General features: G+C 65.5%; 29 protein-coding genes. 14 read left to right on the top strand and 15 right to left on the bottom strand.

Annotated elements, in window-relative coordinates:
* The first annotated feature begins 10 nt into the window (after nucleotides 1–10).
* Nucleotides 11–1,057: a LacI family DNA-binding transcriptional regulator gene (locus FDW83_RS11960; RefSeq protein WP_138138311.1), complete on the top strand. Its 1,047-nt coding sequence runs from the start codon at nucleotides 11–13 to the stop codon at nucleotides 1,055–1,057.
* Between the two features lie 33 nt (nucleotides 1,058–1,090).
* Here the strand turns inward: FDW83_RS11960 and FDW83_RS11955 are convergent, their stop codons facing one another.
* Both FDW83_RS11955 and FDW83_RS11950 read right to left on the bottom strand, forming a co-directional pair.
* Complete coding sequence (locus FDW83_RS11955; RefSeq protein WP_138138310.1) at nucleotides 1,091–1,288, bottom strand: hypothetical protein; 198 nt, start codon at nucleotides 1,286–1,288, stop codon at nucleotides 1,091–1,093.
* A 197-nt stretch (nucleotides 1,289–1,485) separates the two neighbouring features.
* Complete coding sequence (locus tag FDW83_RS11950; protein WP_138138309.1) at nucleotides 1,486–1,842, bottom strand: IclR family transcriptional regulator C-terminal domain-containing protein; 357 nt, start codon at nucleotides 1,840–1,842, stop codon at nucleotides 1,486–1,488.
* A gap of 127 nt (nucleotides 1,843–1,969) precedes the next feature.
* On the opposite strand from FDW83_RS11950, the gene FDW83_RS11945 reads away from it, so the two are divergent.
* Entirely contained in the window at nucleotides 1,970–2,473 is a 504-nt protein-coding gene (locus FDW83_RS11945; protein ID WP_138138308.1) for a hypothetical protein, read from the top strand.
* Between the two features lie 380 nt (nucleotides 2,474–2,853).
* On the opposite strand, the gene FDW83_RS11940 is transcribed toward FDW83_RS11945, so the two are convergent.
* The 4 genes from FDW83_RS11940 to FDW83_RS19770 all read right to left on the bottom strand — a co-directional run bounded on the left by FDW83_RS11940 (nucleotide 2,854) and on the right by FDW83_RS19770 (nucleotide 4,437).
* Entirely contained in the window at nucleotides 2,854–3,036 is a 183-nt protein-coding gene (locus FDW83_RS11940) for a hypothetical protein (protein ID WP_138138307.1), read from the bottom strand.
* 74 nt (nucleotides 3,037–3,110) lie between these two features.
* A complete protein-coding gene (locus FDW83_RS11935) occupies nucleotides 3,111–3,530 on the bottom strand; it encodes a YkvA family protein (protein ID WP_138138306.1) in 420 nt (139 codons plus the stop codon).
* 83 nt (nucleotides 3,531–3,613) lie between these two features.
* Nucleotides 3,614–3,865, bottom strand: a complete 252-nt coding sequence (locus FDW83_RS19525; protein ID WP_240720967.1) for a helix-turn-helix domain-containing protein — start codon at nucleotides 3,863–3,865, stop codon at nucleotides 3,614–3,616.
* Entirely contained in the window at nucleotides 3,856–4,437 is a 582-nt protein-coding gene (locus FDW83_RS19770; protein WP_370281246.1) for a response regulator transcription factor, read from the bottom strand. Before FDW83_RS19770 ends, FDW83_RS19525 begins: the two co-directional genes overlap by 10 nt.
* A gap of 205 nt (nucleotides 4,438–4,642) precedes the next feature.
* Here FDW83_RS19770 and FDW83_RS11920 point away from each other — a divergent pair, with 205 nt between their 5' ends.
* The gene (locus tag FDW83_RS11920; RefSeq protein WP_138138304.1) at nucleotides 4,643–5,119 is read left to right on the top strand and encodes a sensor histidine kinase; all 477 of its coding nucleotides are present in this window, start codon (nucleotides 4,643–4,645) and stop codon (nucleotides 5,117–5,119) included.
* Nucleotides 5,120–5,190: 71 nt separating this feature from the next.
* Here FDW83_RS11920 and FDW83_RS11915 read toward each other — a convergent pair whose 3' ends face one another.
* A complete protein-coding gene (locus FDW83_RS11915) occupies nucleotides 5,191–5,802 on the bottom strand; it encodes an NADPH-dependent FMN reductase (RefSeq protein WP_138138303.1) in 612 nt (203 codons plus the stop codon).
* 270 nt (nucleotides 5,803–6,072) lie between these two features.
* Here FDW83_RS11915 and FDW83_RS19180 point away from each other — a divergent pair, with 270 nt between their 5' ends.
* The 3 genes from FDW83_RS19180 to FDW83_RS11905 all read left to right on the top strand — a co-directional run bounded on the left by FDW83_RS19180 (nucleotide 6,073) and on the right by FDW83_RS11905 (nucleotide 10,140).
* Complete coding sequence (locus tag FDW83_RS19180) at nucleotides 6,073–6,222, top strand: hypothetical protein (protein ID WP_171027545.1); 150 nt, start codon at nucleotides 6,073–6,075, stop codon at nucleotides 6,220–6,222.
* A 129-nt stretch (nucleotides 6,223–6,351) separates the two neighbouring features.
* Nucleotides 6,352–9,009 carry a Tat pathway signal sequence domain protein gene (locus FDW83_RS11910; protein ID WP_138138302.1) on the top strand — a complete coding sequence of 886 codons (2,658 nt, stop codon included), beginning with the start codon at nucleotides 6,352–6,354 and terminating at the stop codon, nucleotides 9,007–9,009.
* Nucleotides 9,010–9,189: 180 nt separating this feature from the next.
* A complete protein-coding gene (locus FDW83_RS11905) occupies nucleotides 9,190–10,140 on the top strand; it encodes an SRPBCC family protein (RefSeq protein WP_138138301.1) in 951 nt (316 codons plus the stop codon).
* Between the two features lie 136 nt (nucleotides 10,141–10,276).
* Here the strand turns inward: FDW83_RS11905 and FDW83_RS11900 are convergent, their stop codons facing one another.
* Together FDW83_RS11900 and FDW83_RS11895 are read right to left on the bottom strand one after the other, a co-directional pair.
* Entirely contained in the window at nucleotides 10,277–12,280 is a 2,004-nt protein-coding gene (locus tag FDW83_RS11900; protein WP_138138300.1) for a rhamnogalacturonan lyase, read from the bottom strand.
* Between the two features lie 228 nt (nucleotides 12,281–12,508).
* Nucleotides 12,509–12,991, bottom strand: a complete 483-nt coding sequence (locus FDW83_RS11895; RefSeq protein WP_138138299.1) for an Lrp/AsnC family transcriptional regulator — start codon at nucleotides 12,989–12,991, stop codon at nucleotides 12,509–12,511.
* 91 nt (nucleotides 12,992–13,082) lie between these two features.
* Here FDW83_RS11895 and hisC point away from each other — a divergent pair, with 91 nt between their 5' ends.
* Nucleotides 13,083–14,177, top strand: coding sequence for a histidinol-phosphate transaminase (gene hisC / locus FDW83_RS11890; protein WP_138138298.1), 1,095 nt, complete (start codon nucleotides 13,083–13,085; stop codon nucleotides 14,175–14,177).
* Between the two features lie 53 nt (nucleotides 14,178–14,230).
* Nucleotides 14,231–14,857 carry a YitT family protein gene (locus FDW83_RS11885; protein WP_138138297.1) on the top strand — a complete coding sequence of 209 codons (627 nt, stop codon included), beginning with the start codon at nucleotides 14,231–14,233 and terminating at the stop codon, nucleotides 14,855–14,857.
* Between the two features lie 90 nt (nucleotides 14,858–14,947).
* Here FDW83_RS11885 and FDW83_RS11880 read toward each other — a convergent pair whose 3' ends face one another.
* Nucleotides 14,948–15,904, bottom strand: coding sequence for a hypothetical protein (locus FDW83_RS11880; protein WP_138138296.1), 957 nt, complete (start codon nucleotides 15,902–15,904; stop codon nucleotides 14,948–14,950).
* Between the two features lie 153 nt (nucleotides 15,905–16,057).
* Here FDW83_RS11880 and FDW83_RS11875 point away from each other — a divergent pair, with 153 nt between their 5' ends.
* Nucleotides 16,058–16,396 (top strand): hypothetical protein, encoded by a 339-nt coding sequence (locus FDW83_RS11875; RefSeq protein ID WP_138138295.1) that lies wholly within the window; start codon nucleotides 16,058–16,060, stop codon nucleotides 16,394–16,396.
* 34 nt (nucleotides 16,397–16,430) lie between these two features.
* Here FDW83_RS11875 and FDW83_RS11870 read toward each other — a convergent pair whose 3' ends face one another.
* Complete coding sequence (locus FDW83_RS11870) at nucleotides 16,431–17,363, bottom strand: threonine/serine dehydratase (RefSeq protein ID WP_138138294.1); 933 nt, start codon at nucleotides 17,361–17,363, stop codon at nucleotides 16,431–16,433.
* 1 nt (nucleotide 17,364) lies between these two features.
* A complete protein-coding gene (locus FDW83_RS11865; protein ID WP_138138293.1) occupies nucleotides 17,365–17,634 on the bottom strand; it encodes a hypothetical protein in 270 nt (89 codons plus the stop codon).
* 223 nt (nucleotides 17,635–17,857) lie between these two features.
* Here FDW83_RS11865 and FDW83_RS11860 point away from each other — a divergent pair, with 223 nt between their 5' ends.
* Both FDW83_RS11860 and FDW83_RS11855 read left to right on the top strand, forming a co-directional pair.
* The gene (locus FDW83_RS11860; protein WP_138138292.1) at nucleotides 17,858–18,469 is read left to right on the top strand and encodes an AAA family ATPase; all 612 of its coding nucleotides are present in this window, start codon (nucleotides 17,858–17,860) and stop codon (nucleotides 18,467–18,469) included.
* Between the two features lie 111 nt (nucleotides 18,470–18,580).
* Nucleotides 18,581–20,068 (top strand): cation:dicarboxylate symporter family transporter, encoded by a 1,488-nt coding sequence (locus FDW83_RS11855; RefSeq protein WP_138138291.1) that lies wholly within the window; start codon nucleotides 18,581–18,583, stop codon nucleotides 20,066–20,068.
* Between the two features lie 74 nt (nucleotides 20,069–20,142).
* Here FDW83_RS11855 and FDW83_RS11850 read toward each other — a convergent pair whose 3' ends face one another.
* Complete coding sequence (locus tag FDW83_RS11850) at nucleotides 20,143–21,003, bottom strand: hypothetical protein (RefSeq protein WP_240720966.1); 861 nt, start codon at nucleotides 21,001–21,003, stop codon at nucleotides 20,143–20,145.
* Nucleotides 21,004–21,147: 144 nt separating this feature from the next.
* Here FDW83_RS11850 and FDW83_RS11845 point away from each other — a divergent pair, with 144 nt between their 5' ends.
* Nucleotides 21,148–22,383: an N-acetylglucosamine-6-phosphate deacetylase gene (locus FDW83_RS11845; protein WP_138138290.1), complete on the top strand. Its 1,236-nt coding sequence runs from the start codon at nucleotides 21,148–21,150 to the stop codon at nucleotides 22,381–22,383.
* On the opposite strand, the gene FDW83_RS11840 is transcribed toward FDW83_RS11845, so the two are convergent.
* Together FDW83_RS11840 and FDW83_RS11835 are read right to left on the bottom strand one after the other, a co-directional pair.
* Nucleotides 22,380–23,267, bottom strand: a complete 888-nt coding sequence (locus FDW83_RS11840; RefSeq protein WP_138138289.1) for a Rieske (2Fe-2S) protein — start codon at nucleotides 23,265–23,267, stop codon at nucleotides 22,380–22,382. The two genes, FDW83_RS11845 and FDW83_RS11840, sit on opposite strands and share 4 nt — an antisense overlap.
* Nucleotides 23,268–23,382: 115 nt before the next feature.
* Complete coding sequence (locus tag FDW83_RS11835; protein WP_138138288.1) at nucleotides 23,383–23,682, bottom strand: putative quinol monooxygenase; 300 nt, start codon at nucleotides 23,680–23,682, stop codon at nucleotides 23,383–23,385.
* 337 nt (nucleotides 23,683–24,019) lie between these two features.
* Between FDW83_RS11835 and FDW83_RS11830 the strand changes: the two genes are divergently transcribed.
* Nucleotides 24,020–24,433 carry an Hsp20/alpha crystallin family protein gene (locus FDW83_RS11830; protein ID WP_138138287.1) on the top strand — a complete coding sequence of 138 codons (414 nt, stop codon included), beginning with the start codon at nucleotides 24,020–24,022 and terminating at the stop codon, nucleotides 24,431–24,433.
* Between the two features lie 141 nt (nucleotides 24,434–24,574).
* Entirely contained in the window at nucleotides 24,575–26,761 is a 2,187-nt protein-coding gene (gene glgX, locus FDW83_RS11825) for a glycogen debranching protein GlgX (protein ID WP_138138286.1), read from the top strand.
* Nucleotides 26,762–26,772 lie beyond the last annotated feature (11 nt).

Genomic DNA, 26,772 nt, shown 5'->3' with positions numbered 1-26,772 from the left:
GACTCCAGTCATGCCACCCGAGGGACCGCGAAGAAGGGGCGCAAAGGGTGGACCCACAATCACCGAGATTGCCGCGAAAATTGGGGTCTCCGCCCCTTCTGTCTCCAAGGTTTTGAACGGGCGCTCGGACGTCGCTCCGGCAACAAGGCTGAAGATCGAAAAGGCACTTCAGGAGCACAACTACCAGCGTCATGCCAGCCAGACCGGAACTCCGTCGGCTCCGCTCGTGGATCTTGTTTTTCATGAACTCGATTCCGCCTGGTCTATCGAAATCATTCGCGGCGTGGAGAATGCCGCCGGGCGGCATGGGCTTGGAGTGGTGCTGTCCGACCTCGGCGGACAGCACAGCCCCCAGCCGCGCTGGATGGAGGAGGTCCTCGCACGGCGCCCGCTTGGCGTGATCCTGGTTCTTTCAGCCCTCACACCCGAACAGCGGCGCCAACTCGACACCCGAGGCATCCGTTATGTGGTCCTGGATACGGATGGCGAACCCCCCAGTGATGTACCGGCTGTGGGGTCAAACAACTGGTACGGCGGACTCTCTGCCACGCGGCACCTACTGTCCCTGGGACACCGCCGGATTGCCATCATTTCCGGACCGGAAGACGTGTTGTGCTCGCGCGCCCGGGTGGGCGGCTACAGGGCAGCACATGCCGAGGCCGGCGTTCCCGTGTTCGCGGACGCCATCCGGTGGAGTGACTTCTCGGTGGCCGGGGGATTTGAACACGGCAGCGCCCTCCTCACCCGGGCGGACAGGCCTACGGCCATCTTCGCCGGCTCGGACATGCAGGCGCTCGGGGTTCTGCGGGCGGCGAGGGAACTCAATATCGAAGTCCCGGGAGACCTCTCCGTCGTCGGATACGACAACCTCCCCCTCGCGGCCTGGGTGGCCCCGTCCCTGACCACCATCCACCAGCCACTCAACGAGATGGCAGAGACTGCCGTCAAGATGGTCCTCGACATGGCTCGAGGCACCGACCCACGCCCGCGGAGTGTCGAACTTGCCACGGAACTGGTTGTCCGCGAGAGCAGTGGCCCCGCGCCCCAGGAAAGCTAGGCCAGCTGGTGCAGGGCCCCAAACTTGGTGCGGTCAGTTCAGGCCGCGGGCGTCCGGTTCGATGGCCCAGGCGAGGCGGTGAAGCATGCTGGCCAGACGTCCCCGCCGGAGGTCCCACCTGGACAGCTGCGGCTTGCGGGCCCGTACCTGTTTTGGGGCGTGCGGAAGTGCACTGGTTGCTGTGTCGTCTTTCCCGGCCAGGAAGAGGGCTACGAAGCTTGATCCGTCCATGAAGAAACGTCCTGAAGTATTTATGGGAGCGTCCACGCCACCGTGGGACGCGATAGTGCAAGAGGGAGGGCGGGAATGGTGCCCGGATCCGAAGTTGATTATCGGATGGACCCGGGACGCCACGGTAATCGGTCGCCGCATTGTTAAGTTTCATGCCGCAGCCGCTCCCCCAATCCAAGCGCCGCCGCGGCATCACACTAGTAGACCGAGCCTTCGAGGAGCTCCGAAAGCCTGCCCGCGGCGCGCTTCAACTCCGGGACTCCCGCCTTAAGCGAGTCTTCGGTCGCCGCCTCCATGGGGCTGGTGAGCGAAATGGACTCGCTGGGCTTGCCGCCCCGGTTCGGGACAGCCACTGCCACGGACATCACGCCGGTGGCGCGCTCATCCGCGGAATAGGCATAAGGAGCTCCCGGCTCGGGCAGGCGTGAGCGCAGCGCCTCCAGCGTGAAGGCCCGGTCTTCATGCCCTGCCGCGACGGCGGCAGCCACAATCTGTTCAAGCTCCTCCTCGGGCTCGGCGGCGATCAGGATCTTTCCGGCCGCACTCGCCGTCAGCGGACCCGGTTTTCAGGTTTCTCGCCGTCAGAAGTAGGCCAGTGTGGGCTGGAAGCGTGCTGTGCGTGACACCCGGATGGCTCCTAAGCTCGTAGGAAGGGACTTCACCGCGCAGAAGGGACCAGCCATGGCGAACGATTCAGCCCACGATACAGTCACCCGGGTGCACGCGGAGCACCAGGAGAAGTTCAGGGCGCACCATGAACGGTTCGCCGCCCAGTCCTGGTACGACGTCGATCCCCGCCTGGCGCTGCTGCTGGCCCCCATATCCAAGGGTGACCCGGACGCAACCATCGAGCTCACCGTGGTGGCGGACGGCACCGTCATTTCCGGATCGGTCGTGTCCGAACAGGCGTGGGCAAGGCGGCAGCATGACCAAATCCGCCCCGGCAGTCCCGCAATAGCTGACGCCCTCGATGCGCTGCAGTCGGCAATGGACGAACAACGGCACAGGGCAGCGGCGGACACGGACGCGAACGCGCAGCCGAAAACCCAGGACCGGTACATCCACTTCCTTGCGCCGCTGCTGCTCTCGGGTGGAGAGCACGTGCACCTGCAGGCCACCAGGGTTGACCTCCGGAAGGTCTCCGCATGGAGCATCGGAAGGGTGCCTGCGGACCAGGAACTGTAGCCCCTCCCCACTTGCCGGAAATGCTGGACGCCGCGCCGCCCGGAGGTCCACACTGCCTAGATGGACGCATTCACGCGGGCCCTCGCCTTCCGGCATCAGCGAGACGTGGACCTGGTGGGCGGCCTGGCACGGAGCGCAGAGCTCTTCGCCGAATCCAGTGATCCCTCGGGCAGGCTGGATCGGCGACAGGATGGGTTCCAGCCGAGCTTTGCTGCGGCTTGGGGCGAAGCCCCCGCGCGAGTCAGGCTCCAGCGCGGGGGCTTTTGTGCTTCCGTGTTGGGGAACTGGAAACAGATAGAAATCTACCGGCCGGTAGCCTGGGCAGAATTCCAAAAAGGGCCCCTTCGGTGAATCTTGATGGAACCTTGAGAGAATATCCCCTACGGACTTTGCGGGTCCTCCGTGGCGTCCGGGTCCTCTTCCGGTTCGAAGGTGTTGGGCTCTGCGTCTACGGAAATGCCGATTCCGTCGCCACCCTGCGGGATCCCACCCTTTCCGCCCGTGCCTTCGGCACCTTCCTGGGACTCGTCGTCGGGCAGTGAATCCGGTGAATTGACAGTCATCGCTCCTCCTTCATTGGCCGGGCCTCCACGCTAACAGTCCTGCGGCTCAAAAGAGACGGAACAGGCCGAAGTTTTTACCGCCGCCGTTGCACCGGGGAGGCCGCCTTCAGGATGATGTCCAGCCCGGCGGCGGTTCCGGGCCAGTGCCTGCGCACAGCTTCTGCGCCGGCGCGCTTGATCACCGAGCGCAGCACCAGGGCGACGATCACGGCGTCGTCCGCGTAGCCGATGACGGGAACGAAGTCCGGCACCAGGTCAATGGGCGAGAGCAGATACGCCAGCAGCAGCACCAGCCGGACGCGGATTCCGACGGCGAGGGTGCGGTCCGCGGCCAGCCTCCGGACGAGCCGCAACAGGTCCGGAAGGAGCCGCAGGGCGTCCTTCAGGGTGGCGGTCTCCGGATTGCGGCGGGCGTACAGCCACAGCATCAACAACAGAACGGCATAGGGCAGCAGGATACCTACCGCGATCCCGGCGATGATTTCCCACGGCATTCTGGCCTCCCTCAGATGCGCGGCGGGTCCGGCTCACGAACGAGGATACGTGACAGTGTCCGGGAAAGAACCTGGCCGATCCGCTACTGCGTCATGCGGTAGCCCACTCCCCGCACGGTTTCAATCCAGCGCGGGTTCCGGGAGCTGTCCCCCAACCGCTTACGGAGGTTCCCCAGATGCACCTCGACTGCCCGCTCTTCCCCCGGACTGACGTACGAGTTTGTGCTGTAGGGCTCGTTGCGGAGCCGCCGGACAAGGTCTGCCTTGGTCTGGACCGTGCGGCCATTTTCCATCAGGACCAGGAGGATATCGAACTGGGTCCGGGTCAGGTCCACCTGACTTCCATTGATGGCCGCCTGCCGGGAACTCTCGTGCACAGTGAGGCCCTTATGGGCGAAGTCGCAGCACGCGGAGCGACCTGCTGCTCCGGGAGGAACTCGTCCCGCGGCTGGTCGCCCGGACTCGTCCGGCCACCGTCGTCCGTTGCAAGGTGCCCAGTCTGCTCCCTGTGGCGCCCGCCGGATAGAACAGGTTCAGCGCTGCGGGTGCTTAGGCTCCTGGGCCTGCGCAGCATGGCAGCGATCCGCGCCCGGAGTTCGCGGGGGCGGAAGGGTTTGGTGAGATAGTCGTCCGCGCCGGCTTCGAAACCCATCAAGGCATCGGCCTCGTCCCCCCGGCTGGTGACAATGATGAGGTAGGCATCGCTGAAGGTCCTGATCCGCCGCGAGGCCTCCAGCCCGTCGAAGTCTGGTAGGCCAACATCCATAGTCACAATGTCGGGGCAATGCATTCGAACCGCCTCAACACCATCAAAGCCGGAGGACGTGCCGTGAACTGCGAAACCTGACTGCTGCAGGGCGGCCCCGGCCACTGTGCCCCACAGCAGCGCCTGCAGCCAAAGCGGCATTTTTGACCCACTTTCCGGCTCCCCAGCAGAAGCCATTCCGGAGGGGCCGTACCCGCCGCCTGCGGTCCTGAAGCAGCCGTAATCCGGCGCGGCCGGCAGCGCCGCCAGAATTGATTCGATCTTGACCCAAACCTTGCCGGCCCCTGAAGTTGCAGGTCCACGCTGGAGGAACAAGGACAGACCAGCTTGTGGGGAGCAGGAAGTCATGCAACACGAAACAGCTTTTGACGACGACGTCACTACCGTGGGAGGCGTGCTGACCGATCAGCATCCGCTGGATTTCCACGCCTTGGGGCTGGCCGGCTGCATCGACCGGCTCACCGGGCCCCTCCGGCAGCGCGGGACAGCGATCCGCTGGGACACTCCGCACTGGGGCATCGAGATTCCGGTGGACTGCGCGTCCCTCCTGTACCAGTCGGCCCGGGAGGCGCTCAGCAACGCCTACAAATACTCGGCAGCATCGCACCTCACGGTTCAACTCGCCGCGGTGCACCACGGCATCCGGCTGGTGGTGTCCGACGACGGCACCGGCTTTGACAGCCGCCGCGCCACCTGCGGCCGGCACCACGGGTACGGGCTCCGGCTGATGGCGGTTGCTGTCCGCGAGGCAGGGGGGTCCGTGGAAATCGACTCCAGCCCCGGCCACGGCACCAGCGTGACGGTAACCCTGCCGCTGGACTGACGCCGTCACAACTACAAGGCCCGAAGGCCCGCCGTGCTGGGACGGCGGGCCTCTGTACGCTTGCCGGCCGGTCAGCGGGTCAGCTTGTCCTCATCGAGTTCAATGTCGCCGATGTGGCCGGGTGCGTTCGCGGCCAGGACGCGGGCCACGAAGGCGCCGTACTCGTCCATGTAGTGCCGCAGGAACTTGGCGGTGCTCCCGTTCCTGACCTCGCCGTCCTCACCGAACACCGCGGCGTCGTAATGGATGTAGGCCTCCGGGGCGTTCAGCTGCGGCGCGTCCAGGAAGCTCAGGACGCTCCGGAAGGAAGACTGCATCACGGCGGTGCCGATACTGCCCACGGAAGCGCCGATGATGCCGGTTGGCTTGCGGGCGAAGGAGTTGGACCCCCACGGCCGGGAGCCCCAGTCGATGGCGTTCTTCAACGGGCCCGGAATGGACCGGTTGTATTCGGGGGAGACGAAAAGGATGCCGTCTGAGGCCTCCACTGCGTCCTTGAGGGCCTGTGCCGGCGCCGGGAAGTCGGCGTCGAGGTCGTAGTTGTAGAGCGGGAGGTCCTTGATGGGGATCTCCGTGAACTCGAGGTCCTCCGGGGCGAGTTTGATCAGCGCCTTGGAGAGGACCCTGTTGATCGAGCCGGCCGAGAGGCTCCCCACGAAGTAGCCGATCTTGAACGGTGCCATGAGTGTTCCTTCCAATGGCCGGTGAGCGTCGGCCGTCCATGTTCTGCTGGAGATGGTGCCGGCGCTCCCCTTGGGCGGCGCCGGCAGTTGGTGGTGACTGCCCCATCAGTCCAACACAGAAGGCAGACCACGGCCAGAACCCCCCGGCGCTTACCCTGACGTCCTTGACAGGCCCGTTGCCGGGAGCGCTGAATAATCCTTAGCCGCAGGAGTTTTCCAGAAGCAGCCCAGAGTTTCGCGGTGTCCCGCAGCCTCCAAAGGAGCCAGCCAATGACCGAGAACCCCTTAGACGAGCGGGTCCACACCGAAGCGCCGGCCGAAGGCGATCCGGACGCGGACGTCACGGAAATCCGCGTCCATACCCAGGACCCGGCGGAAGGACCGGACGAGCCCGACGCAGCCGCACCCAAGAAGGCCTAGCCCCGGCCGCATCCCGGCCACCCCTTGCACCGTCACCGCTGCAGCAGTAGGTTGAAAGGATTCAAGAAAGCGCTTTCCCGCGAGGTAGCGGGAATCTCAATGCGCGCTCTACCAGCGGGAGTGGATGTTATGACGGACAGCACCCTTATCAGGTGGATCGACGGCGAGCCACCGGCAGCAATCAGCAGCGGGACCACATGGGGCATGCCCTTCGCGCGCGGCACGGTGCCCGGCACCGCAGCCCTGCAGGTGGCGGACGCGGCAGGAGCCCCGGTCCCCAGCCAGGCCTGGCCCCTGGCCACGTGGCCGGACGGGTCCCTCAAGTGGGCCGGCCTCGCGCTTCCCGCTACGGATTCACCGTCGGAGACCTACCAGGTGACGCACGACGGCGGCGCCTCCCCTTCCCAGGGCAACGTCCCGGCGTCGGGCGCTAACGGAAGTGCGGGCCGGGTTTCTGTCACCGAAACCACCGCGGCGCTAACGGTGGACACCGGCCGGCTTCGGATGGACATCAACCGCAGCGGCTCCATGCTGTTCAGCAGCCTGGTCCGCGACGGGCGCACCGTTGCCCGGGACGCGCGGCTGGTGAGCCTGCTGCAGGACGGCCTGCTGGAGGAGGCCGGGACGGCCAGCCGGACCGCCTTCACCGGCGAGGTCACCGCCGTCGAGCTTGAACAGGACGGACCCGTGCGCGCCGTGGTGCGGCTGGAGGGCAAGCACCGCGGAGACGACGCCGGCGGGGAACGGCGGGAATGGCTGCCTTTCGTAGTACGTTTCTACTTCTACGCCAACGCCCGCAGCGTCCGCATGGTCCACTCCTTCATCTGGGACGGCGACGCGGAGCGCGATTTCCTGGCCGGACTGGGCGTCCGGTTCACCGTGCCGCTGGAAGCCGGGCTGCATGACCGGCATGTCCGCATCGCCGGGGCCGACGGCGGTTTCCTCACCGAAGCGGTCCGCGGCCTCACCGGCCTGCGGCGCGATCCCGGCGCCGACGTGCGTGAGGCGCAGATTGCCGGACGCCCCACGCCCGCACTGTCCACCTGGAATCCGGAAGTCTCCGAACGGCTGCACCTGATACCCACCTGGGGCGACTACACCCTCAGCCAGCTCAGCGCTGACGGCTTTGAACTGCGCAAGCGGACGGCCGCAGGACACGGCTGGGTGGGCATCTCCAGCGGCACCCGTTCGGCCGGCTTCTGCTCGCTCAGCGATACCCGCGGCGGCCTGGGCGTGGGGATCAAGGATTTCTGGCAGTCGCACCCCGGGCAGCTGGACATCCGCGGGGCAGCCACCGGCGAAGCCTCGCTCACCGCCTGGCTGTACTCCCCCGAGGCGCAGCCCATGGACCTGCGCTTCTACCACGACGGCCTGGGCCAGGACACGTTTGAGGAACAGCTCGAGGGCCTCGAAATCACCTACGAGGACTACGAACCGGGCTTCGGCAACGCCACCGGCATTGCCCGCACATCCGAGTTGACTCTGTTCGCTTATGGCGCCACCCCCTCCATCGAGAGCCTGGCGGCGGACGCAGCAGCGTCCTCCACGCCGGCCCTGCTGCAGCCCACCCCGGAGTACCTCCACTCGGTGGGCGTCTTCGGCGACTGGGATCCGGTTGACCGCAGCACCCCGGCGCGGGCACGGCTCGAAGACCGGCTGGACTTCCTCTTCGACTTTTACGCCGGCCAGGTGGAGCAGCGCCGCTGGTACGGGTTCTGGAACTACGGCGATGTGATGCACACCTATGACTTCGACCGGCACGTGTGGCGGTACGACGTCGGCGGCTACGCCTGGGACAACTCCGAGCTCTCGCCGGACCTGTGGCTCTGGTACTCGTACCTGCGGTCCGGCCGGGCGGACATCTTCCGCTTCGCTGAGGCCATGACGCGGCACACCGGTGAGGTGGACGTCTACCATCTTGGGCCGTGGAAAGGCCTTGGTTCGCGGCACAACGTCCAGCACTGGGGCTGCAGCGCCAAGCAGCTGCGCATCAGCACGCCCGCCTACCGCCGGTTCTACTACTACCTGACGGGGGACGAACGCACCGGCGACCTGCTGACCGAACTGGTGGACAGCGACCAGAACTTCCTGGGCCTGGACCCGGTCCGCAAGGTCCGTCCGGACGCTGACACCTACCGGCCCAACCGCGGCGCCCTAGGCGTGGGGCTCGGGACGGACTGGGGCTCGCTTGCTGCCACCTGGCTCACTGACTGGGAGCGCACCGGCAACCCGCGTTCCCGCGACAGGCTGCTGGGCACCATGGCGGACATCGGCGCGCTGAAGTACGGCTTCCTCACCGGCGAAGCGCTGTATGACCTGGACAAGGGCAGGTTCGATACGGGCCGGGAACAGATCTCGGTATCGCACCTCAGCGCGGTGTTCGGGCTGGTGGAGATCTGCAGCGAGCTGGTGGACCTGGTAGACGATCCGGAGTTCGAGCGGGCGTGGCTGCAGTACTGCCGGCTGTTCCTGGCCAGCAAGGAGGAGCAGGTGGCGGAGGTCGGCGAGGCACTGTCCGGCATCTACCTCACCCAGGCGCACAGCCGGCTGACGGCGTATGCGGCAGCGAAGCTGGGGGATGCGGAACTGGCAGCCCGGGCATGGGAAAGCTTCGCCGAGGGCGGCGAGCACCTGAACCATGAGTCCGCCTTCACGCTGCGGAAGATCGAACCGCCGTACGTGCTGCTGCCCGTGGATGAGGCGCCCACCGTGTCCACGAACGACACCGCACAGTTCGGCCTGGCCGTCATCCAGAACCTGGCGCTGATCGGCGACCACCTCCGCTAACCCCACGCAACTAACCCGCACTTAACGCACTGAAAACGCCTTTTCGCGACGTTAACTGCGAGTTATGTGGGCGCTGTGGAACAGGCTCTGGAAACGTGCGCGCCCAAAAGGTATGTTGGTAAGCATGCTGATGATTTTTACCGACTCATCAGTTTCCGGTAACAAAGCGAAGGAGACGTTATGAGCACGAAGGTGGAAAAACGCATTCTGGTGAACGTACCGGTGAGCACGGCTTACAACCAGTGGACCCAGTTCGAGGAATTCCCGCACTTCATGGGTGGCGTCAAGAGCGTCACGCAGCTGACTGACGACCGGCTGGAGTGGGTCGCAGAGATCGGCGGCATCCGCCGGCAGTGGGAAGCAAAGATTCTGGAGCAGGTCCCGGACCGCCGCGTTGCCTGGGCCGCCACCGAAGGCGCCACCAACGCCGGCGCCGTGGACTTCGAGGACGTGGGCGGCGGCCAGACTTCCCTGCGGCTGACCCTCGAATATGAGCCCGAAGGGCTTGTCGAGAAGGTTGGTGACAAGCTCAACGTCGTGGAACGGCAGGCCGAGACAGACCTGCAGCGGTTCAAGGAATTCATCGAGGACGAGGGCTATGCGAGCGGCGCCTGGCGCGGCACGGTCAACCCCGGCGCCACGATGGGCACGCCCGGCGTCGAGGACGCAGGCGCATCCCGCGGTGACTCGGGCAAGGCAGGCATCTCCGGAAAGGTCGCGGCCGGCCTCGGCGTTGCGGCGGCCGCCGGTGCGGCTGCAGCCGTAGCCGCTGGCGGCAATAAGGACGAGACCGCAGCTGCTGCCGATGAGACCGTCACCCCCGTGGCGACAGGCGAGCCGGCCACCGTTACGCCAGTCACAACGGACACCACGGACACGGGCATTAGCGGAACCACTGGCACCACAACAACGGGTACGACGGCGGCAGCGGGCTCCACCGGTTCGGTCGCCGACCTGGGTAATGACCGGATCGGGCACGCCTTCGACCAGACCAACGGCCTGGTGGACACCACGGGCGAGTCGGACGAGACGCTGGAGGGCGAGAACCTCAGCGCTGCCGAGCGCCTGAGGGACGACCGCCGGCCCGATGGCGGTGTGCCGCCTGTGGGCGGCAACCTCGGCCAGCACTAACGCATTTGACAGCCGGCGCCGGGCCTTTCGCTCCAATGGCCGTCCGCCGCCGTCGTTATCCCATAAGAGCAAGCGCCGCCCGCCTCTCCCCCGAGGCGGGCGGCGCTTGCCGTTACTGCTTACTTGCCGGTGGCTGTTACTTGTCCGTGCCTGCGTAGGTCACGTTCGGCTTGGCCGGGGCTTCCATGCCCTCGCCGATGAAGAAGCTCGGGTGCGGCGGCTGGTTGTAGGCCACGTTCTCCCGGGCGACGGCCGTCCGGTAGACGGTGTCATGCATCAGGGTGCGGAGGCGGACCTCGGTGGGCGAGGTGCTGGTGTAGATCCGCAGTTCGGTGCTGTCCGACGACGGGAAGGCCAGTTCCTCACGCCAGTCACCCAGCAAGTCGGCCTGGAGCGACGGGTTGCCCTTGGTGTGGTTGTTGGTGCGGGCACCCGTGGCGGTCAGCAGGCGGTCGCTGGACTGGGTTTCCCAGTTCCACTTGGAGACGGTGGGCACGCCCACACCGGCGGCTGCGTCGAAGTCGTGGTCAACGATCTCGCGGAGCAGGTCGCCGTCCCACCAGGCCAGGAAGTTGGCGGCCGGGATCTTGTCCGCGATCCGCTCACCCTGGGCCGACATCAGGTAGCCGACCGGGGAATTCCAGGCAGCGTCGCCGCCCACGGCCCAGCCTTCGGCACCCGCGTAACGGGGGTCGATGTCGCCTGCAGCGCCGCGGCCGGTGTCCCGGGCGGCCGGGATGCTCCAGATAACTTCACCGGTGGCGGAGTCACGGAAGGTGGCGCCGCGGTTTCCGCTCTGGCTCATGCTCTCGTGCACGGCGAAGGTTTCCAGGCCGGGACGGGAGGGATCGAAGTCGCTGGTGTGGATTGCGTCGCCGTGGCCCAGCTTGGTGTTGTAGAGCGGCTTGCCGTCGTCGTCGATGGTCATGGAGCCGAAGACGAACTCGTCCTTGCCGTCCTGGTCCACATCCGCGACGGACAGGTTGTGGTTGCCCTGGCCCCTGTACTCGGCACCGGCAATATCGGAGTCGAAGCTCCAGCGCTTCACGAGCTTGCCGTCCACCAGGTCGTAGGTCACCAGGACGGTGCGGGTGTAATAGCCGCGGCTGAACATCAGGGACGGCTTTTCGCCGTCCAGGTAGGCCACGCCGGCCAGGAAGCGGTCCACGCGGTTGCCGTAGCCGTCGCCCCATGCGGAGACCCTGCCGCGCGGCGGGTCGTAGGGCACTGTGTCCATGACGGTGCCGGTGGCGCCGTTGAAGACGGTGAGGTACTCGGGGCCGGACAGGATGTAGCCGCCGCTGTTGCGGTGATCCGCTGCCGCGTTGCCGATCACGGTTCCGGCGCCGTCCGTGGTGCCGTCGGCCGTCTTCATGGAGACTTCGGCCTTGCCGTCGCCGTCGAAGTCGTAGGCGAGCAGCTGGGTGTAGTGGGCGCCGGCGCGGATGTTGCGGCCCAGGTCGATGCGCCACAGCTTGGTGCCGTCCATCTTGTAGGCATCCACGTACACGTTGCCGGTGAAGCCGGACTTGGAGTTGTCCTGGGCGTTGGTGGGGTTCCAGAGCTGGATGATCTCGTAGCTGCCGTCGCCGTCCAGGTCCGCAACACTGGCGTCATTGGCGGTGTAGCTGTAGGCCTGCCCGGTGGGGGTGACGCCGTCGGCAGGTTTGTCCAGCTTGATGGCCAGGTAGTTCTGGGCCAGCGGGGTGAATTCGGCGCTGAGCCTGTCCTGTCCGTTGCCGTTACCCACGGTCTTGATGACGTACTTGGATGCGGCAGTGCCGGCCGGGTCAACGTACGTGGTGGTGTCCCGGATAGGTTCTTCCGTGAGCTGGACGCCGTCGCGGATCACATGGAAGCCGACGCTGTCCTTGTCCAGGCCAAGCATGCGCCAGCCGAGTGTGACGCCTTGGTCCGTGAGCACGGCCACGGGTGCCCGGTCCAGGTTCTCCACCTGGCGCTTGGTCTCCGCCTTGCCGGAAACGGCCGGAAGGTTGGGGCCGCCCGGGTTGGCCTGAGCGAGGGGAACCCCCGTGAAGGCGATAGCGGCCGCGGTCAGTGAGGCGGCGGCCGTCAGGGGAGCAGCTTTCCAGGCTCGGCCGGCGCGGGATTTGTAGGAACATTTCGAGGGAAAAGCCAAAGTACATCTCCTTTGATGCGTCGGCAGCTGAGTCTGCCGGACGACAGTTTGGAACGTTTCACACATGTTCGCAAGTCCACTCCGTCGGGAGTTGGAGGGGAGTTTCAGGAAGGTGGAAAACGCTTTCTGCCCTTTAGGTTTATCAGTGGGCCTGCAGCCGGGTCAAGGGTTATTCCGGTACTAAGTGGTAGAAATTGTTCTTTTTCGGTGCCTGTGGTGGCGGTTGTTCTACCTCCTGCCCGCCACCGCTTCCAGCAGCGGCACGGTCCGGGCGGGCATGACCTCCACCAGGGACATGGCCGTGCTGGTTCGTACGACGCCGGCAATTGCCAGCATCGCGTTCGTCACCCGGTGGAGGTCGGCCGGGTCCTTCGCGGCCACTTTGGCGAGCAGGTCCGCGTCGCCCGTGGTGGCGTGCATTTCGATGATTTCCGGGATGGTCAGCAGGGCCGCCATCGCCTGGTCGCTTGAGGACTGGCTGATGGAAATCGAAATGAAGGCCGTCAGCGGGAGGCCCAGCGCCTCGGTGCGGACCCGCTGGCTGAAGGGCGCCAGGGTGCCGTCACTGACGAGTCGCTTGAGCCGCGCGTGGACGGTATTACGGGCCACTCCAAGCGTCCTGGACAGGGACAGCACTGTTGCCTGGGGGTCCTGGTCAAGTGTGAGGAGGATCTCGGCGTCAAGAGCATCAATGGGGTGCATGTTGAGCATTCTGCCACTTGGCGGCAACCGAGAGCCCTGATCTGTCCTGCTGACTTCCGCTGTGTTGCGCAGGCCGGACGCACTGCCGCACCATGCTGGCATGACCAGCACCCTTCCCGAAGCCTCCGCACCCGGGCTGCGCGCCGCCGTCGAACATCTTCCCGCCTATGTGGCCGGCAAGAGCGCAGCAACGGAACTCACTGCCGCCCTTGCCTCGAACGAGAGCCACTTCGTTCCGCTGCCGTCGGTCGTCGATGCCATCTCCGCGGAGACGGCCCGGATCCACCGCTACCCGAACATGGGTGTGGTGGACGCACGCGAGGCGATTGCCCGGCACCATGGAGTGTCTCCGGAAGAAGTCGCGGCCGGTCCCGGAAGCTCGGGTGTGCTGCAGCAGATCATCTTCGCCGTCTGCGATGCGGGCGACGAGGTGGTTTTTGCGTGGCGCTCCTTCGAGGCCTACCCCATCCTGGTCACCATCGCCGGCGCGCGGCCCGTCCCGGTCCCGCTGCTGGACAACGAGCACCACGACCTTGAGGCCATGGCCGCGGCCATCACGGACCGCACCCGCCTGGTGCTTCTCTGCTCGCCCAACAACCCGACCGGCGTAGCCATCGCGGCGGGAGCGCTCGAGGACTTCCTCAGCAAGGTGCCGCCGCACGTGCTGGTGGTGCTGGACGAGGCGTATATAGAGTTTCAGCGCGGACCGGGCGTGGACTTCCTGGAGCTGTACCGGCGGTATCCCAACCTGTGCATCCTGCGGACCTTCTCCAAGGCCTACGGGCTGGCCGGCCTGCGGATCGGATACGCCATTGCCCGGCCTTCCCTGGCGGAGGGGCTGCGGCGCACCGCCATTCCGTTCGGGGTGAACCGGATGGCGCAGGCCGCTGCCGTGGCGTCGCTGGCGGCGGAGGATGAGATTGCTGCGCGGACCGAAGCGGTGGCGCTGGAACGCACGCGGGTTATCGGCGCCCTCCGGAGCTTCGGCTGGGAGGTCCCGGACAGCCAGGCCAACTTCTACTGGCTCCGCGCTTCTGACGAACTGCGTGAACAGTTGCTGGCTGCCCTGTCCGAGGCGGACATCCTGGCCCGGGGCTACGCGGGCGACGGCGTCCGCATCACCCTGGCCGGCAGGGAAACGAATGACCGCGTGCTGGCAGTCCTCACGGACCGCGGGCGGTTTGCAGCACAGTGAGTACTTCCACCCTTCCCAGCCCGGCCACGACTAACGCGGGTACAGAGCAAAGCATGACGACGGCGGCACCGGCCGCGCCGCCGTCGGCCGTCCGCCATTCCCCGCTTGAGGATGTGCTGGGCTTCATAACCGGGACGTTCGCCGCGTCCCTCGGGCTGTACCTGCTGAACTCCAGCGAAGCCGTGACCGGCGGGACCGCCGGCCTGGCGCTGCTGCTCAGCTACACCCTCCCGCTGCCGTTCGGCGCCATTTTCTTCGGTGTGAACCTGCCGTTCTTCGGCCTCGCCATTTGGAAGAAGGGCTGGAACTTCGCCCTCCGTACCGGTCTGGCCATCGCACTGGTTTCCACCCTGGCGAGCCTGCATCCTTGGGCGCTGGGCTCCCTTGACATCCACCCGGCTTACGGGGTGCTGGGCGGAAATTTGCTGGCCGGCGTCGGACTGCTCATCCTGTTCCGGCACAAATCCAGCCTGGGCGGCTTCAACATCCTGGCTTTGCTCCTGCAGGAGAAGCTGAAGTGGCGTGCCGGGTATGTGCAGATGGTGCTGGACGTGGCCATTGTTTTGGCGGCTCTGGTGCTGGTGTCACCCCTGATGGTGCTGCTCTCGGCGGCGGGCGCCGCCCTGCTGAACCTCATCGTGGCGCTGAACCACCGCCCGGGCCGGTACCTCGGGAAGTAGCCGCGTGAGCCAAATAAAACTGGCTGGCAGCAGACGTTCCGAACCCGTGGCTTGGGGACGTTTACTGCCAGCCAGTTTGGGTTTTAAGGGTCAGTCGTGCCCATGGTGGTGGTGCCGGGCCGGGACCAGGACCACTTCATGCGGGCCCGGGGGCTGCCCGAACTGGGCGTTCACGGCTGCCAGGGTGGCCCCGAAGAGCGCGGCAGTTGCGGGGACGTTGAAGTCCGGGCTCTTGATGACTTCCCTGACCTCGCCGGAAGCCAGATCGTGGCTGAGCCTGATCCGGCTGATTTGATTCAGCTGGTTTTGCACTGCCCACACCGTCTTGCCGCGGACCACGATGCCGTCAACGTTAGGCAGGGCCCCGGTCTCGATCCGCGAGGTCTCCTTCGTCCTGGGCTCGTAGGTGTACAGGGCCTGGTTGAATGAATGCGCCACGATCAGGACCCGCCCGTTCCTGGCGGAAGCGATGCCGTTGAGGCCGAACTGCGTTGCCGGATCCTTGAGGACCAGACTTGGGTCATCGAGCGTCCGCGTTTTCGGGGTGCCGGTACCGCCTTCGCGATCGACGGAGACAAAGTACAGTTCGGGGTACTTGGAGTTCGTGAACCACGCGCCATCCCTGGTCAGGGTCACATCGTTGATGAACGAATTCTCCTTTGTAGTGAGGGCAATTTCCGGCAGTGCTTTCCTGGTCCCCGTGTCGTAGACGTAGGCCTTACCCGACATGCCGCCCGCCACGAACAGCAGGCCGTTGCGGTGGTCGAACTTCATCCCAACTGCCATCCGGCCTTCCGGCGCATCAATGAACCGCTTGGCCTTCCCCTCCCGGATGTCCCCCTTGAAGATGTCGCCGGTACGCAGCTCACCGGCATAGAAAGTAGTTCCCCGCCCGGCTGTGATGCCCTCGGCGGAGGTGGCACCCTCGAGCACTATGACGCCGGATCTGGACGACTCCCCGGCCGAGGCGGGAACAGCGGTGGGAAGGACCAGGGCCATCAAGGCGATGAGCCCTACAACTGCGCGGCGGTGTACTGTTCGGCGCATGATGCATCCTTGATTGGGCTGATGCGCGGGGCCGATCTGCGGCAGCTCCGCACGATGGTGCTGCCAGTTTAAGTAGCGCCGGGAGGGCCCGCCAAGGCATGGGAGCCCCCATTCTGCTTACAATCGAAAGGTCAATCCACTACTGAGGGACCCATGAAGAAACTCGCCACAGCCCTGCTCGCCGCCGGCCTCCTTGCCTCTGCAACGGCCTGCTCCGAATCGCACCAACTCTCGACCGCCGAAACCTGCGAGCGGATCCAGTCCGTTGTGTCGAACCCCGCTAACAACGCCGGTAAGACGGGTATGAACCGCCTCGCCAACCAGATCCGTCCCATCCACGCCGTTGCTTCGGATGACCTGAAGCCTGCGCTCGCGTCAATCCTTGAATACACGGACGAGCAGGCGAAGGAATCCCCGGACGAGGCCAAGCTCGCCGAGCTCCAGGCCGGTTACCAGCAGGCCGGCAACACCTACAGCCAGTTCTGCAGCTAACAGAAGGTTCGCCCAACCTGCCCGGCCGCCTGGTCTACAGGCTGGCCGGGTCCGTGTTGGCGCCGCACAGGATCACGGCCACGCGTTCGTCCGGGTGCGGCACGTACGCCCCGCTGGTGAGGGCGGCATAAGCCGTCGCGGCACCATGCTCCACCACCATCCGGTAGCCGTGCCAGAGCCCGGAGCGGGCGGCGACGATGTCGTCGTCGGACGCCAGGACGCTTTCGACGCCGGCGCGGACCGCCACGGAGAAGCCGATGTCGCCGATGCGCCGGGCGCCCAGCGAGTCGGCGGCCACGCCGGACACCGGTACATCCACCGGTTTCCGGGCGGCAAGGGCGGCGTTCAGGGTGGGCGCAGTGGCCGGCTCCACGGCCACCACTTTGGCCTTGCCTTCCACGGCGGCCGCAATGCCTGCCATCAGCCCGCCACCGCCAACGGCGACCAGGATCGTGTCCAGGCCGGGCACCTGCTCCAGCACTTCGGATCCTACTGTTCCCGCACCGGCTGCGATCTCCGGTTGATCGTAGGCGTGGCAATAAACGGCGCCTGTTTCCTGCGCATGCCTGACGGCAGCCTGGTAGGCCTCGGCGTACTCGGTACCGCCTTGCACAACGTTCGCGCCGATGGCCTTGAGCTTCCGGACCTTGACCTCAGGAGCGGCGGCCGGAACAAAGACCGTGGCGGAAACGCCCAGCTGGGCTGCCGCGTAGGCGTTGGCAAGGCCCGCGTTACCACCGGACGCCACCACCACGCCGACGTCCGGCCGGAGTTCACCGCGTTCCTTGCTCGCCAGGATGCGGTTCAGGGCTCCGCGGGCCTTGAAGGTGCCGGTGTGCTGCATGAATTCGCACTTGAACCACAGCTGCCCGGGGAATTCTCCCGGGTCAGCTTGGAGTACCGGGGTAAGCCGGGTCAGTCCGGTGGTGCGGCGGGCCGCCTCACCAACCTCGGCGCGGGTGATCACCTCAAAGCTCGTCGTCCCAGGTGCCCTCTTGCAGGGCTTCCTCGGGTTTGTGCTCCTGGCCGGGATCCCCGCTGCCAACGTACGACGCAGGGATGGCACCGCCAGCGTGGGTCTGCTGCTCCTCCCGGATGTTGGACGCGTTGGGAAGCTCCGGATGCTGCCCGCTCTGCGGCGCTTTCTTTTCTTTGCCGGCCCCGTCCTGGACTTCGTCAGGGTCGCCGGGGCCGCGAAGGTCGGCAGTGTTCAGGGGCTCATCGTTGGAAGTGGTCATGGTCCTGCCTTTCACCGTGGATACTGGCCGTTCCGGACCGGGTTGCCGCCCGGCTCCGGCTCCCAGCCTACGGGCTGGCCGCCGGACCTGCCGGGCAATCCGGCAGCCGGAACCTCTGTTACCCGCCAGAAACCTGTGAAAACCGCCTTCTTACCTGTGAGTTTCCCCGCAGCCGGGACTTTGCGGGAGTTGGAGGCGTTTAATCGGTAGCGGAAGGAGACAGGTGATCTTAGTTCTTTCCGGAATCGACGGTTCCGGCAAGTCGACGGCGGCCCGCGCCCTGGTTGCGGGAGTGCGGGCCGGAGGCGGCAAGGCGGTGCTGCTGAACAACCATGCCGGCCGCCGCACGATGTCCGTCGTCAGCAGCCGCCTGGGCGTCCGGCTGCCCGGCCGCCTGGCCGATTGCATCGAAACAACCTTTCGGGTGTGGAATGTCCTGGTTTCCCACGCGCGTGCCAGCCGGTTCGAAGGGCTGGTGGTGATGGACCGGCACCTGTACTGCCAGTTGGCGCTGCGGAATACCAAGGGACTAGCCCGCGGCCGGTTCCTGCCCTGGCTCCTGTCGGCACTGCCCCGCCCTGCCGCCGCCGTCCATCTGGAGCTGGACCCGGCAGAGGCGCACCGCAGGATTACGGCCCGCGGCACAGACGCCGAAACCCTGGAGGACCTCACCGCGTTCCGCGACGGCTACAGGAACCTGCCTGAGTACGAAAGCTTCATCAAAGTGGACGCGGCAGTCCCAGCGCAGGATCTGGTTCGCAGCTTGCAGCGTGTTCTCCACAACCTCGACCCCGCCACCCCCGTCCACCGCGGAGCAGTCACAAAGCGGAATTAGCAATTTCGCATAGTGGAAATTGAATTTCCTCTTGCGGAAGAAGTGTGACCGGGATTACGTTGAACCTAGGCCCGCAAAGCGGGACGTCCCCCACCGGATAGGTAAAGGTCAATGAAGATCCCAAACCCTGAGGCACTGAAGGCGAGTTCGGTGCCCGGGAAGAAAAAGCCGCTGTACAAGTCGCTTTTCTTCCAAATTCTGATCGCCGTCGTGGCTGGTGTCCTTTTGGGACATTTCTGGCCGGACCTCGGCTCCCAACTGAGGCCGCTCGGAGATGGCTTCATCAAACTCATCAAAATGATCATCGCGCCGCTGATTTTCCTGGTGATCGTCACCGGTATTTCAGCCGTAGGCGACGTCAAAGCGGTTGGAAGGGTTGGGGTCAAGGCCCTGGTCTATTTCACGGCAGCAACACTTTTCGCCCTGGTCTTCGGACTAGTGGTCGGCAACGTCGTGCAACCCGGGGCCGGCCTGAACATCGATCCCGCCACCCTGTCCCAGGCAGACCTCGACGCCAAAACAGGATCCGGTGCACCCAAGGATGCGGCAGCCTTCATCCTGGATGTTATCCCGGCCAGCGTCATTGGAGCCTTCGCCAACAACAGTCTGCTGCAGGTGCTGTTCTTCTCCGTGTTCTTCGGGGCGGCCATCGTGGTCATCGGCCGCGAAAAGTGCATGCCGGTCATCAGCCTCATGGAGACCGTCCTGGAACTGGTTTTCAAGATCATGTCCTGGATAATGAAGGTCGCGCCCATCGGCGCATTCGGAGCCATGGCGTTCATCATCGGCCAGTACGGGCTGGATACGCTCAGCACTTACGCCCTCTTGATCGCCGCCTGCTACGGCGCCGCCGTCGTCTTCATCGGCCTGCTGTTCATCGTCGCCTGGGCAACGGCCCGTGTTCCCCTCTGGCAATTCCTTAAGTACACCCGTGAAGAGTTCCTGTTGGCCTTGGGCACCGCGTCCACCGAAGCTGTTATGCCACGGATCATGACCAAGTTGACCAACGCCGGCTGCTCCCGCGCCACCACGGGCCTGGTCGTTCCTACCGGCTACTCCTTTAACTTGGACGGGGCGGCCATCTACCTTTCGATCTCCCTGCTTTTCCTTGCCCAGGCCTTTGGCCACAACCTGGATTTCGGCCAGCAACTGGCTGCCCTCGGTGTCCTGCTGCTGACGTCGAAGGGAATGGCCGGTGTTCCCGGCTCCTCGTTCCTGGCTCTCTCGGCAACCGCCGCGGCGCTGGGCATCTTCCCGGTTGCCGGCGTCGCGCTCCTCCTTGGCGCAGACCGGTTGATGGACTCCATGCGTGTCGTCGTCAATCTGCTGGGCAATTGCGTCGCCACGTTCGTCGTCTCCAAGTGGGAGGGACAGTTCGACCGGAGCGTTATGTTGCGCGCTTTCAAAGGCGAGATCACCAATCATGATTCCGCGGTCATGCTGGGCAAGGAAGAAGCCTTTGAGGACCAGGAGCTGCAGCGCATCAGCGAGGGACAGCAGCCGTCGCCCAAGTTCCGCGGCGGCCCAAGTCCGGCGGACATTCCCCAGTTTCACATGAGCAAGACTGCCCGGAGTGGAACGGGCAACAGTCCGGACTGACGAAGCTTCCGCTCAGCCCAGATGCGCAAAAGGCGGGCAGAACCACCAGGGTCCTGCCCGCCTTTCGGGTTCTGTTAGCGCGAGGCGGTCGGCGAAGCCGTCGACGTCGCACTGTCCTCCGTTTCGGTGTCCGTCGCCGTCGGTGACGCGGATTCGTCGGGCGAGGCCGTGCCCGTGGAAGTGGAGGTGGAGGTGGACGTCGGGCTGGACGTTGCGCCGCCGTGGTCCGCCTGCTCAAGCACCTCATTAATCAGGTCCTCAAGCTCCTTCTGGTCGGTATCGCCCAGGTCCGCGCCGCTCTTGGTGGCAACCACCAGCAGCCGTCCCTCGGCGGCGGAGACCTGCATCAGCTTCTGCTGGTTCTCGCCGCTGCGGGTGCTGAGCGTGGCAAAGGTTTCCGCGGCGTCCGTCTCGGCCTGGAGCTCCTCGCTGGACACTTCGTAGCTCTGGCCCAGGGCGTCAACGGTGAAGGTGGAGCACTGGCTCATCTTGCCCTTGATCTCCGTCAGGACCTGCTCCGCATTCTCCCCCTCCGCGCTGGACTGGGCGGACAGCGTGCGCGGCTGGTTGCCCTCGGAAATCGCGACGGCGATCTCGCCTTCCTCCACCGTGTCCAGAAGCCCTGCGGTGGCAATGTCCTTGCAGTCCTCGGGGTCAACATTGGCGGTGCTCAGCAGCAGGTTGGCAATGTTTCCGCCCTGGTCCACCTGCTCCTTCGAGTAGAGCTTGAGTTCGTTGCCGTCCGCGTCGGCCTTACCAGAGATGAGGTTGCGCAGCTCATCTTCGGTGTACGCCTTTTCCTGGGCCGTTTCCGTCGCGGAAGCTGTGGCGGTAGCCGTTGCCGTGGGGCTGGCAGCGCCGCCGCCACCTCCGGTGCAGCCGGCCAGGGCCAGCATCGCCGCGGTCATCAATCCAAGCGCTGGTACTTTCCGCATCAGGTGGACCCTTTCGAAATAGGAAGCATGCTTAGCGTTTCCTAGCGTAAAGGTTCTGGACTGAGACGCAAATACCGGCGGCTTCGTGGCCCGGCGTCCACCCCGCACCGCTGTGGAATAATCCGTGGCTGGAGGCCTGCAATCATGAGCGATGAATTGGTGCTGCGCGGCCGCCTGGTCACCGGCAGCAGGGACGTCGCCGATGGCGTTGTAGCGGTCGACGGCGGCCTGGTCACCTATGCGGGACCGGCATCGGAATACCCCGGTTCAGCGGGGCCCGCGGATACCGGGCGCATTCTGCTGCCGGGCCTGGTGGACCTGCATTGCCATGGCGCGCTGGGCTCGGATTTTTCCGGAGGGTCGCTTGAAGCCTCACAATCCGCCGCACGTTACCTGCACAGCCGCGGAACCACCACCCTGCTGGCCAGCCTGGTGAGCGGGTCCCCCGAAAGCCTGGTTCGGAACCTTATGGTCCTCCGGAATATGGCTGGCGAGGGAATGATTGCAGGGTCCCACCTGGAGGGCCCCTTCCTCGCCGCCGCACAGTGTGGCGCGCACGACCCCTCACTGTTGCGGGAGCCGGACCCTGCACTGGTAACCAAACTGCTTGATGCTGCCGGGCCTACATTGGCGTCGATGACCTTGGCGGCCGAGCTTCCTGGGGCATCCGCCGTGGTGGACCTGCTCGCTTCCCGGGGAATCGTCCCCTCGCTGGGGCACACCGCCGCGGATACTGCCGCCGCAGCCGAATTCCTGGAGCAGGCGGCAGCCGGGCTTGCAGCTCCTACCAACCGCACAGGCAGGTTCCGCCCCACCGTCACCCACCTGTTCAACGCCATGCCCAGCCTGCACCACCGCTCTCCCGGCCCGGTCGCGGCCGGCCTCAGCGCCGCCCGGAACGGCAACACGGTGGTGGAGCTCATCGCCGACGGCGTCCACCTGGCGGCCGAGACCATCAAGCTGGTTTTCGATCTTGTGGGGGCCGCCAACATCGCCCTGGTCACCGATTCCATGGCGGCAACCGGACTGGCGGACGGTCACTATCGCCTCGGTAGCCTGGCTGTCACCGTGGACCAGGGAATTGCCCGGGTGGACAGCACCGGTGCCATCGCAGGCGGGACCGCTACCCTGCTGGACGTCGTTCGCACAACGGTGGCCGCCGGGGTCCCGCTCCAGGACGCGGTTCTCGCCGCAACCGCCGTCCCCGCCGACGTCCTTGGATGGTCCTCCCGGGCCGGTGACCTTCGGGCGGGGATGCGTGCCGACGTCGTCGTGGTGGACGCTGAATTGGCGCTTGCCGGGGTGTTGCGGCGGGGTGAATGGGTGAATGGGCTGGAGCGGTCCAGCCTCAATCCCGGGCCGAGCAACTCGAAAGACTAGCTTGCTCCGGGCAAACATACCTCCACGAGCCCGCCGGTGATCCGGGTGTCGAAGCGCGGCTGGCGGGAGGTGGCAGGACCGGCCTGGACTTCGCCGGTTCGCAGCGAGAATGTGCTGAGGTGCCACGGGCAGACGACGCACGGCTCACTGTCGTCGTTGACGCTGCCTTGCTTGAGCTTGCCCTCGTGCAGCGGGCCGGAGAGGTGGCTGCACACGTCGGACAGCACATTGACCCGGTCGCCCTCGCGGTGGACAAGGAGCGGCAGCCCGGCAACCTCGCGCTTGGACAGCTGCCCGTCAGGCAGGTCGGACAGCTGAGCCATCGGATGCCAGCCGGAGGGGAAACGGTGGGGTACATCTTCGCTGTGGTTTACCCCGGCTGCCTGGCGGTAACTCAGGTGGCCGCCCAGAAAGCCACCCCCGCCAACCGCAGCGAGCCCTAGGTAACCAAGCACCTTGCCGCTGGTTTCCCGGCCCCGGGCACGCTGCACCAGCGATGCGGCGTACAGTGTGGTCGCCGTGATGTTCGCGGCAGCATGAACCAAGCCCACCCGCTGCTGCTGGCTGTGCAGCTGCGACCAGTCGGTAAAGCCGGCGATCGCAGACGGGACGGCGCTTAGCGTTCCCACACCAACCAACACTTTGGCAGCATGGCCGGTGCCGGGCAGCGCATCCAGGACGCCCGCTGAGACCCACGCCCCGATCGGCACCTGCACCGCCAGCGGGTGCACAGGGTGCCCGATCGGAACCCCGTGCAGGATGTCCCGCGCCCAGCGTGGCCGGATCACCTTCTTCACGGATTTCCGGACGCTCTTGGCGATCGGGTCAAGCCAATCGGCATCTTCCAGGCGGGTCACAAGCTCAAGTGCAGGCAGCGGCTTCATGGGATCTCCCTTACCCGGTTTCCCGGTATCCAGTCGTTGCCCGGAAGCCTAGCGGTACAGCGGCCCGGACAACAGGGGCAGCAGGACGGAAGCGGGTGCCCCTGTAAGAGCCCTGCTAACGCAGCGGCGATCCCAGCACTGTGAACTGGTTGCCGCCCATCTCGCCGGACAACCGGGGCATGGCTTCGGCAATCGCGGCCCGAACACTGTCCAGCTGCAGCGAGTTCCGGTGCGCCTCCGGCGATTCCCAAAGTTCGCTGACAAATACGGTGTCCGGTGCGTCGTCATTGACGCCCACTTCGTACAGCAGGCACCCGGCCTCCTTCAGGCCCGGCATCGGCCGGAGCAGGATGGATACGACGGCGTCGCGCTGGCCGGGCTTGGTTCCCAGGCTTCCCACATTGGCAAAAGTCATGGCAACAGTCTGCAGCACGGAACAACAAGACACGGCGGGCGCCCTGGGAAAAGTTGCAAAATACCCCGTGACCGAACGGGCCGGATTGGGTATAAACAAAATTGGCTAAAGCAGTCGGCCAACCGGCGTCACTGGAAGCATGAGCCATGAAAGCCAACGCCAACTTCCCCAGCACATACCGGGCTGGGCAGCACTACCTCATTCGAGGCATGCCATCGCCTTCCCCGCCTTGATGCGATTCCCACAACAAACCTTTTCTGCCCCGCGGTCCGGCGCCTTTGATGCCCGGGCACCGGTCCGCGGCCACACCCAAACCCACAGCGAAAGGAGCAAAGCAATGAACAACGGCATCCTCCGCCGCACCGGCACGGACTTCACCGAGCCCCTCCGGCGCTTCTTCGAAGGTGACCTGGACACCTGGCTGCGGACCGAGGAGTACAAGGAAAACGGCACGCTGGTGATCAAGGCCGAAGTCCCTGGCATCGACCCGGACAAAGACGTAGACATCACCATGACCGGTGATCAGCTGCGGATCACCGTCCGGCACGAGGAAAAGACTGAACACACGGGCAAGGAGGGGTACCGCTCGGAATTCCGTTACGGCACCTTCTCCCGTGCCGTTACTGTTCCGGCAGGCGCCGACCAGACTGCCATCAAGGCAACCTATATCGATGGAATCCTGGAAGTCCGCGTCCCCCTGCCCGAGCAGGATCCTGCCGAGCGGCGGAAGATCCCCATCAGCCGGGCGTAGGAATAACGACGGCGGCGCTGGGCCGCCGTCGTACGCCCGCCTCCGTCTTGTCCCGCCGCCCAGTTGAAGCCCGCCCTCCCCCTCTGCCGGTGTCGTACCCCTGTGGTTGGATGGTGTTCTCATTGGGGATGGAGGCGGGACATGGAAGTCTGGACGGGGAGCCCTTATCCGCTGGGTGCCACCTACGACGGCAGCGGCACGAACTTTGCGGTGTTCAGCGAGGCGGCCCACGCTGTCCACCTCTGCCTGTTCGGCGACGACGGCACGGAGCAGCGCATCCGGCTTGAAGCAGTGGACGGCTTTGTCTGGCACTGCTACCTTCCCCATGTCCTGCCCGGCCAGCTTTACGGCTACCGGGTAGACGGCCCGTACAACCCGGGCCAAGGCCTGCGCTGCAACCCCAACAAGCTGCTGATGGACCCGTACGCGAAAGCCCTGAGCGGGGACATCACATGGGGCCAGCCAATGTTTTCGTACAACTTTGGTGATCCCCTGTCCCTCAACACCGAGGATTCGGCGCCCAACACCATGCGGTCTGTGGTCATCAGTCCCTTCTTCGACTGGCAGCACGACCGACCGCCTAGGATCCCTTACAACGACACCCTGATTTACGAGGCCCACGTGAAGGGCCTCACCATGACCCACCCGGAGGTGCCGGAAAAGGAACGGGGTACGTACGCCGGGATAGCCCACCCTGCCGTGATCGAGCACCTTAAGAAGCTGGGGGTCACGGCCATTGAGCTGATGCCGGTGCACCAGTTTGTCCAGGACAGCGTGCTGAAGGACAGGGGCCTGGGCAACTACTGGGGCTACAACACCATTGGCTTCTTCGCCCCGCACGAAAGCTACAGTTCCAGCTTCCGGCCCGGGCAGCAGGTCCAGGAATTCAAGGCGATGGTCCGGTCGCTGCATTCCGCGGGCATCGAGGTGATTCTCGACGTCGTCTACAACCACACGGCCGAGGGCAACCATATGGGTCCCACGCTGTCATTCAAGGGCATCGACAACCAGGCGTACTACCGGCTGGTGGACCACGAGAAACAGCACTACCTGGACTACACCGGCACCGGCAACACCATCAACGTCCGGCACCCGCATGCCCTGCAACTGCTGATGGACTCGCTGCGCTACTGGGTGCTGGAAATGCACGTGGACGGGTTCCGCTTCGACCTCGCCTCAGCGCTGGCCCGGGATTTCTATGAGGTGGACCGGCTGTCCAGTTTCTTCGACCTGGTGCAGCAGGACCCGGTAGTATCGCAGGTCAAGCTGATTGCGGAGCCGTGGGACGTCGGCCCCGGCGGCTACCAGGTGGGCAACTTCCCGCCCCTGTGGACGGAGTGGAACGGAAAATACCGCGACGCCGTCCGCGACTTTTGGCGCGGCGCCCCCGCCACCCTGGGCGAATTCGCCTCGCGGTTGGCCGGCTCCTCGGACCTGTACGAAAGCTCGGGACGGCGCCCGGTGGCATCCATCAACTTCGTCACCGCCCACGACGGCTTCACCCTGCGCGACTTGGTTTCCTACAACAACAAGCACAACGAGGCCAACGGCGAGAACAACAACGACGGTGAATCCCACAACCGCTCATGGAACTGCGGGGTGGAAGGCCCTACCGACGACCCTAAAATCCTGGCCCTGCGCGCCCGCCAGCAACGCAATTTCCTTGCCACCCTCCTCCTTTCCCAGGGTGTGCCGATGGTGGCGCACGGCGACGAGCTGGGGCGGACCCAGCTGGGCAACAACAACGTTTACTGCCAGGATTCACCGCTGTCCTGGATCAACTGGGACAAAGTCGACCAGCCGCTCAACGAGTTCCTGGCCGCGGTCAGCGCCCTGCGGCGTGAACACCCCACCTTCCGCCGCAACAGATTTTTCGACGGCCGTCCGGTCCGGCGGGCCCTCAGCCAGCCACTTCCGGACATCGTCTGGCTGAATACTGATGCAACCGAAATGGTCCCCGAGGACTGGGGCAACCCGCTGGCCCGGGCACTGGGGGTGTTCTACAACGGAGAGGCGGTGGGCAAGGACCACCGTGGCCGGGTGATCCGGGACCACCACTTCCTGCTGTACTGCAATTCCGGGGACCATCCGGTCGACTTCACACTGCCGAACACCGAGTACGCGCCGGCATGGGAGCAGCTGATCGACACAGCCGGTGAACACGCGGACCAGGGCTTCCTCGAGGCAGACGGCACGGTGACACTGGCCGCCAAGTCGCTGCTGGTCCTTCGGGCATACGCCAAACCGCCGGAGAAGCCCGACCACTCCGTGGCGGCGTCGCTGGCCCTGATCACGGCACCCGAGTCCACCAGGCTGCCGAAGCCCTAGCTTCGGCGGCG

Origin of the sequence: Pseudarthrobacter sp. NamE2 (genome assembly GCF_005796205.1) — a bacterium.
GTDB lineage: Bacteria > Actinomycetota > Actinomycetes > Actinomycetales > Micrococcaceae > Arthrobacter.
The sequence above is the reverse complement of the archived record's forward strand: the minus strand, read 5'-3'. Positions and strand labels throughout refer to the sequence as shown.

Coding starts and splice junctions, on each gene's coding strand:
- FDW83_RS11845 (WP_138138290.1), top strand. CDS start 21,148: ATGAGCGATGAATTGGTGCTGCGCGGCCGCCTGGTCACCGGCAGCAGG.
- FDW83_RS11855 (WP_138138291.1), top strand. CDS start 18,581: ATGAAGATCCCAAACCCTGAGGCACTGAAGGCGAGTTCGGTGCCCGGG.
- FDW83_RS11850 (WP_240720966.1), bottom strand. CDS start 21,003: ATGCGGAAAGTACCAGCGCTTGGATTGATGACCGCGGCGATGCTGGCC.
- FDW83_RS11945 (WP_138138308.1), top strand. CDS start 1,970: ATGGCGAACGATTCAGCCCACGATACAGTCACCCGGGTGCACGCGGAG.
- FDW83_RS11895 (WP_138138299.1), bottom strand. CDS start 12,991: ATGCTCAACATGCACCCCATTGATGCTCTTGACGCCGAGATCCTCCTC.
- FDW83_RS11840 (WP_138138289.1), bottom strand. CDS start 23,267: ATGAAGCCGCTGCCTGCACTTGAGCTTGTGACCCGCCTGGAAGATGCC.
- FDW83_RS11885 (WP_138138297.1), top strand. CDS start 14,231: ATGACGACGGCGGCACCGGCCGCGCCGCCGTCGGCCGTCCGCCATTCC.
- hisC (WP_138138298.1), top strand. CDS start 13,083: ATGACCAGCACCCTTCCCGAAGCCTCCGCACCCGGGCTGCGCGCCGCC.
- FDW83_RS11940 (WP_138138307.1), bottom strand. CDS start 3,036: ATGACTGTCAATTCACCGGATTCACTGCCCGACGACGAGTCCCAGGAA.
- FDW83_RS11880 (WP_138138296.1), bottom strand. CDS start 15,904: ATGCGCCGAACAGTACACCGCCGCGCAGTTGTAGGGCTCATCGCCTTG.
- FDW83_RS11920 (WP_138138304.1), top strand. CDS start 4,643: ATGCAACACGAAACAGCTTTTGACGACGACGTCACTACCGTGGGAGGC.
- glgX (WP_138138286.1), top strand. CDS start 24,575: ATGGAAGTCTGGACGGGGAGCCCTTATCCGCTGGGTGCCACCTACGAC.
- FDW83_RS11830 (WP_138138287.1), top strand. CDS start 24,020: ATGAACAACGGCATCCTCCGCCGCACCGGCACGGACTTCACCGAGCCC.
- FDW83_RS11905 (WP_138138301.1), top strand. CDS start 9,190: ATGAGCACGAAGGTGGAAAAACGCATTCTGGTGAACGTACCGGTGAGC.
- FDW83_RS11935 (WP_138138306.1), bottom strand. CDS start 3,530: ATGCCGTGGGAAATCATCGCCGGGATCGCGGTAGGTATCCTGCTGCCC.
- FDW83_RS11955 (WP_138138310.1), bottom strand. CDS start 1,288: ATGGACGGATCAAGCTTCGTAGCCCTCTTCCTGGCCGGGAAAGACGAC.
- FDW83_RS11960 (WP_138138311.1), top strand. CDS start 11: ATGCCACCCGAGGGACCGCGAAGAAGGGGCGCAAAGGGTGGACCCACA.
- FDW83_RS11835 (WP_138138288.1), bottom strand. CDS start 23,682: ATGACTTTTGCCAATGTGGGAAGCCTGGGAACCAAGCCCGGCCAGCGC.
- FDW83_RS11875 (WP_138138295.1), top strand. CDS start 16,058: ATGAAGAAACTCGCCACAGCCCTGCTCGCCGCCGGCCTCCTTGCCTCT.
- FDW83_RS11915 (WP_138138303.1), bottom strand. CDS start 5,802: ATGGCACCGTTCAAGATCGGCTACTTCGTGGGGAGCCTCTCGGCCGGC.
- FDW83_RS19770 (WP_370281246.1), bottom strand. CDS start 4,437: ATGCCGCTTTGGCTGCAGGCGCTGCTGTGGGGCACAGTGGCCGGGGCC.
- FDW83_RS19180 (WP_171027545.1), top strand. CDS start 6,073: ATGACCGAGAACCCCTTAGACGAGCGGGTCCACACCGAAGCGCCGGCC.
- FDW83_RS11910 (WP_138138302.1), top strand. CDS start 6,352: ATGACGGACAGCACCCTTATCAGGTGGATCGACGGCGAGCCACCGGCA.
- FDW83_RS11865 (WP_138138293.1), bottom strand. CDS start 17,634: ATGACCACTTCCAACGATGAGCCCCTGAACACTGCCGACCTTCGCGGC.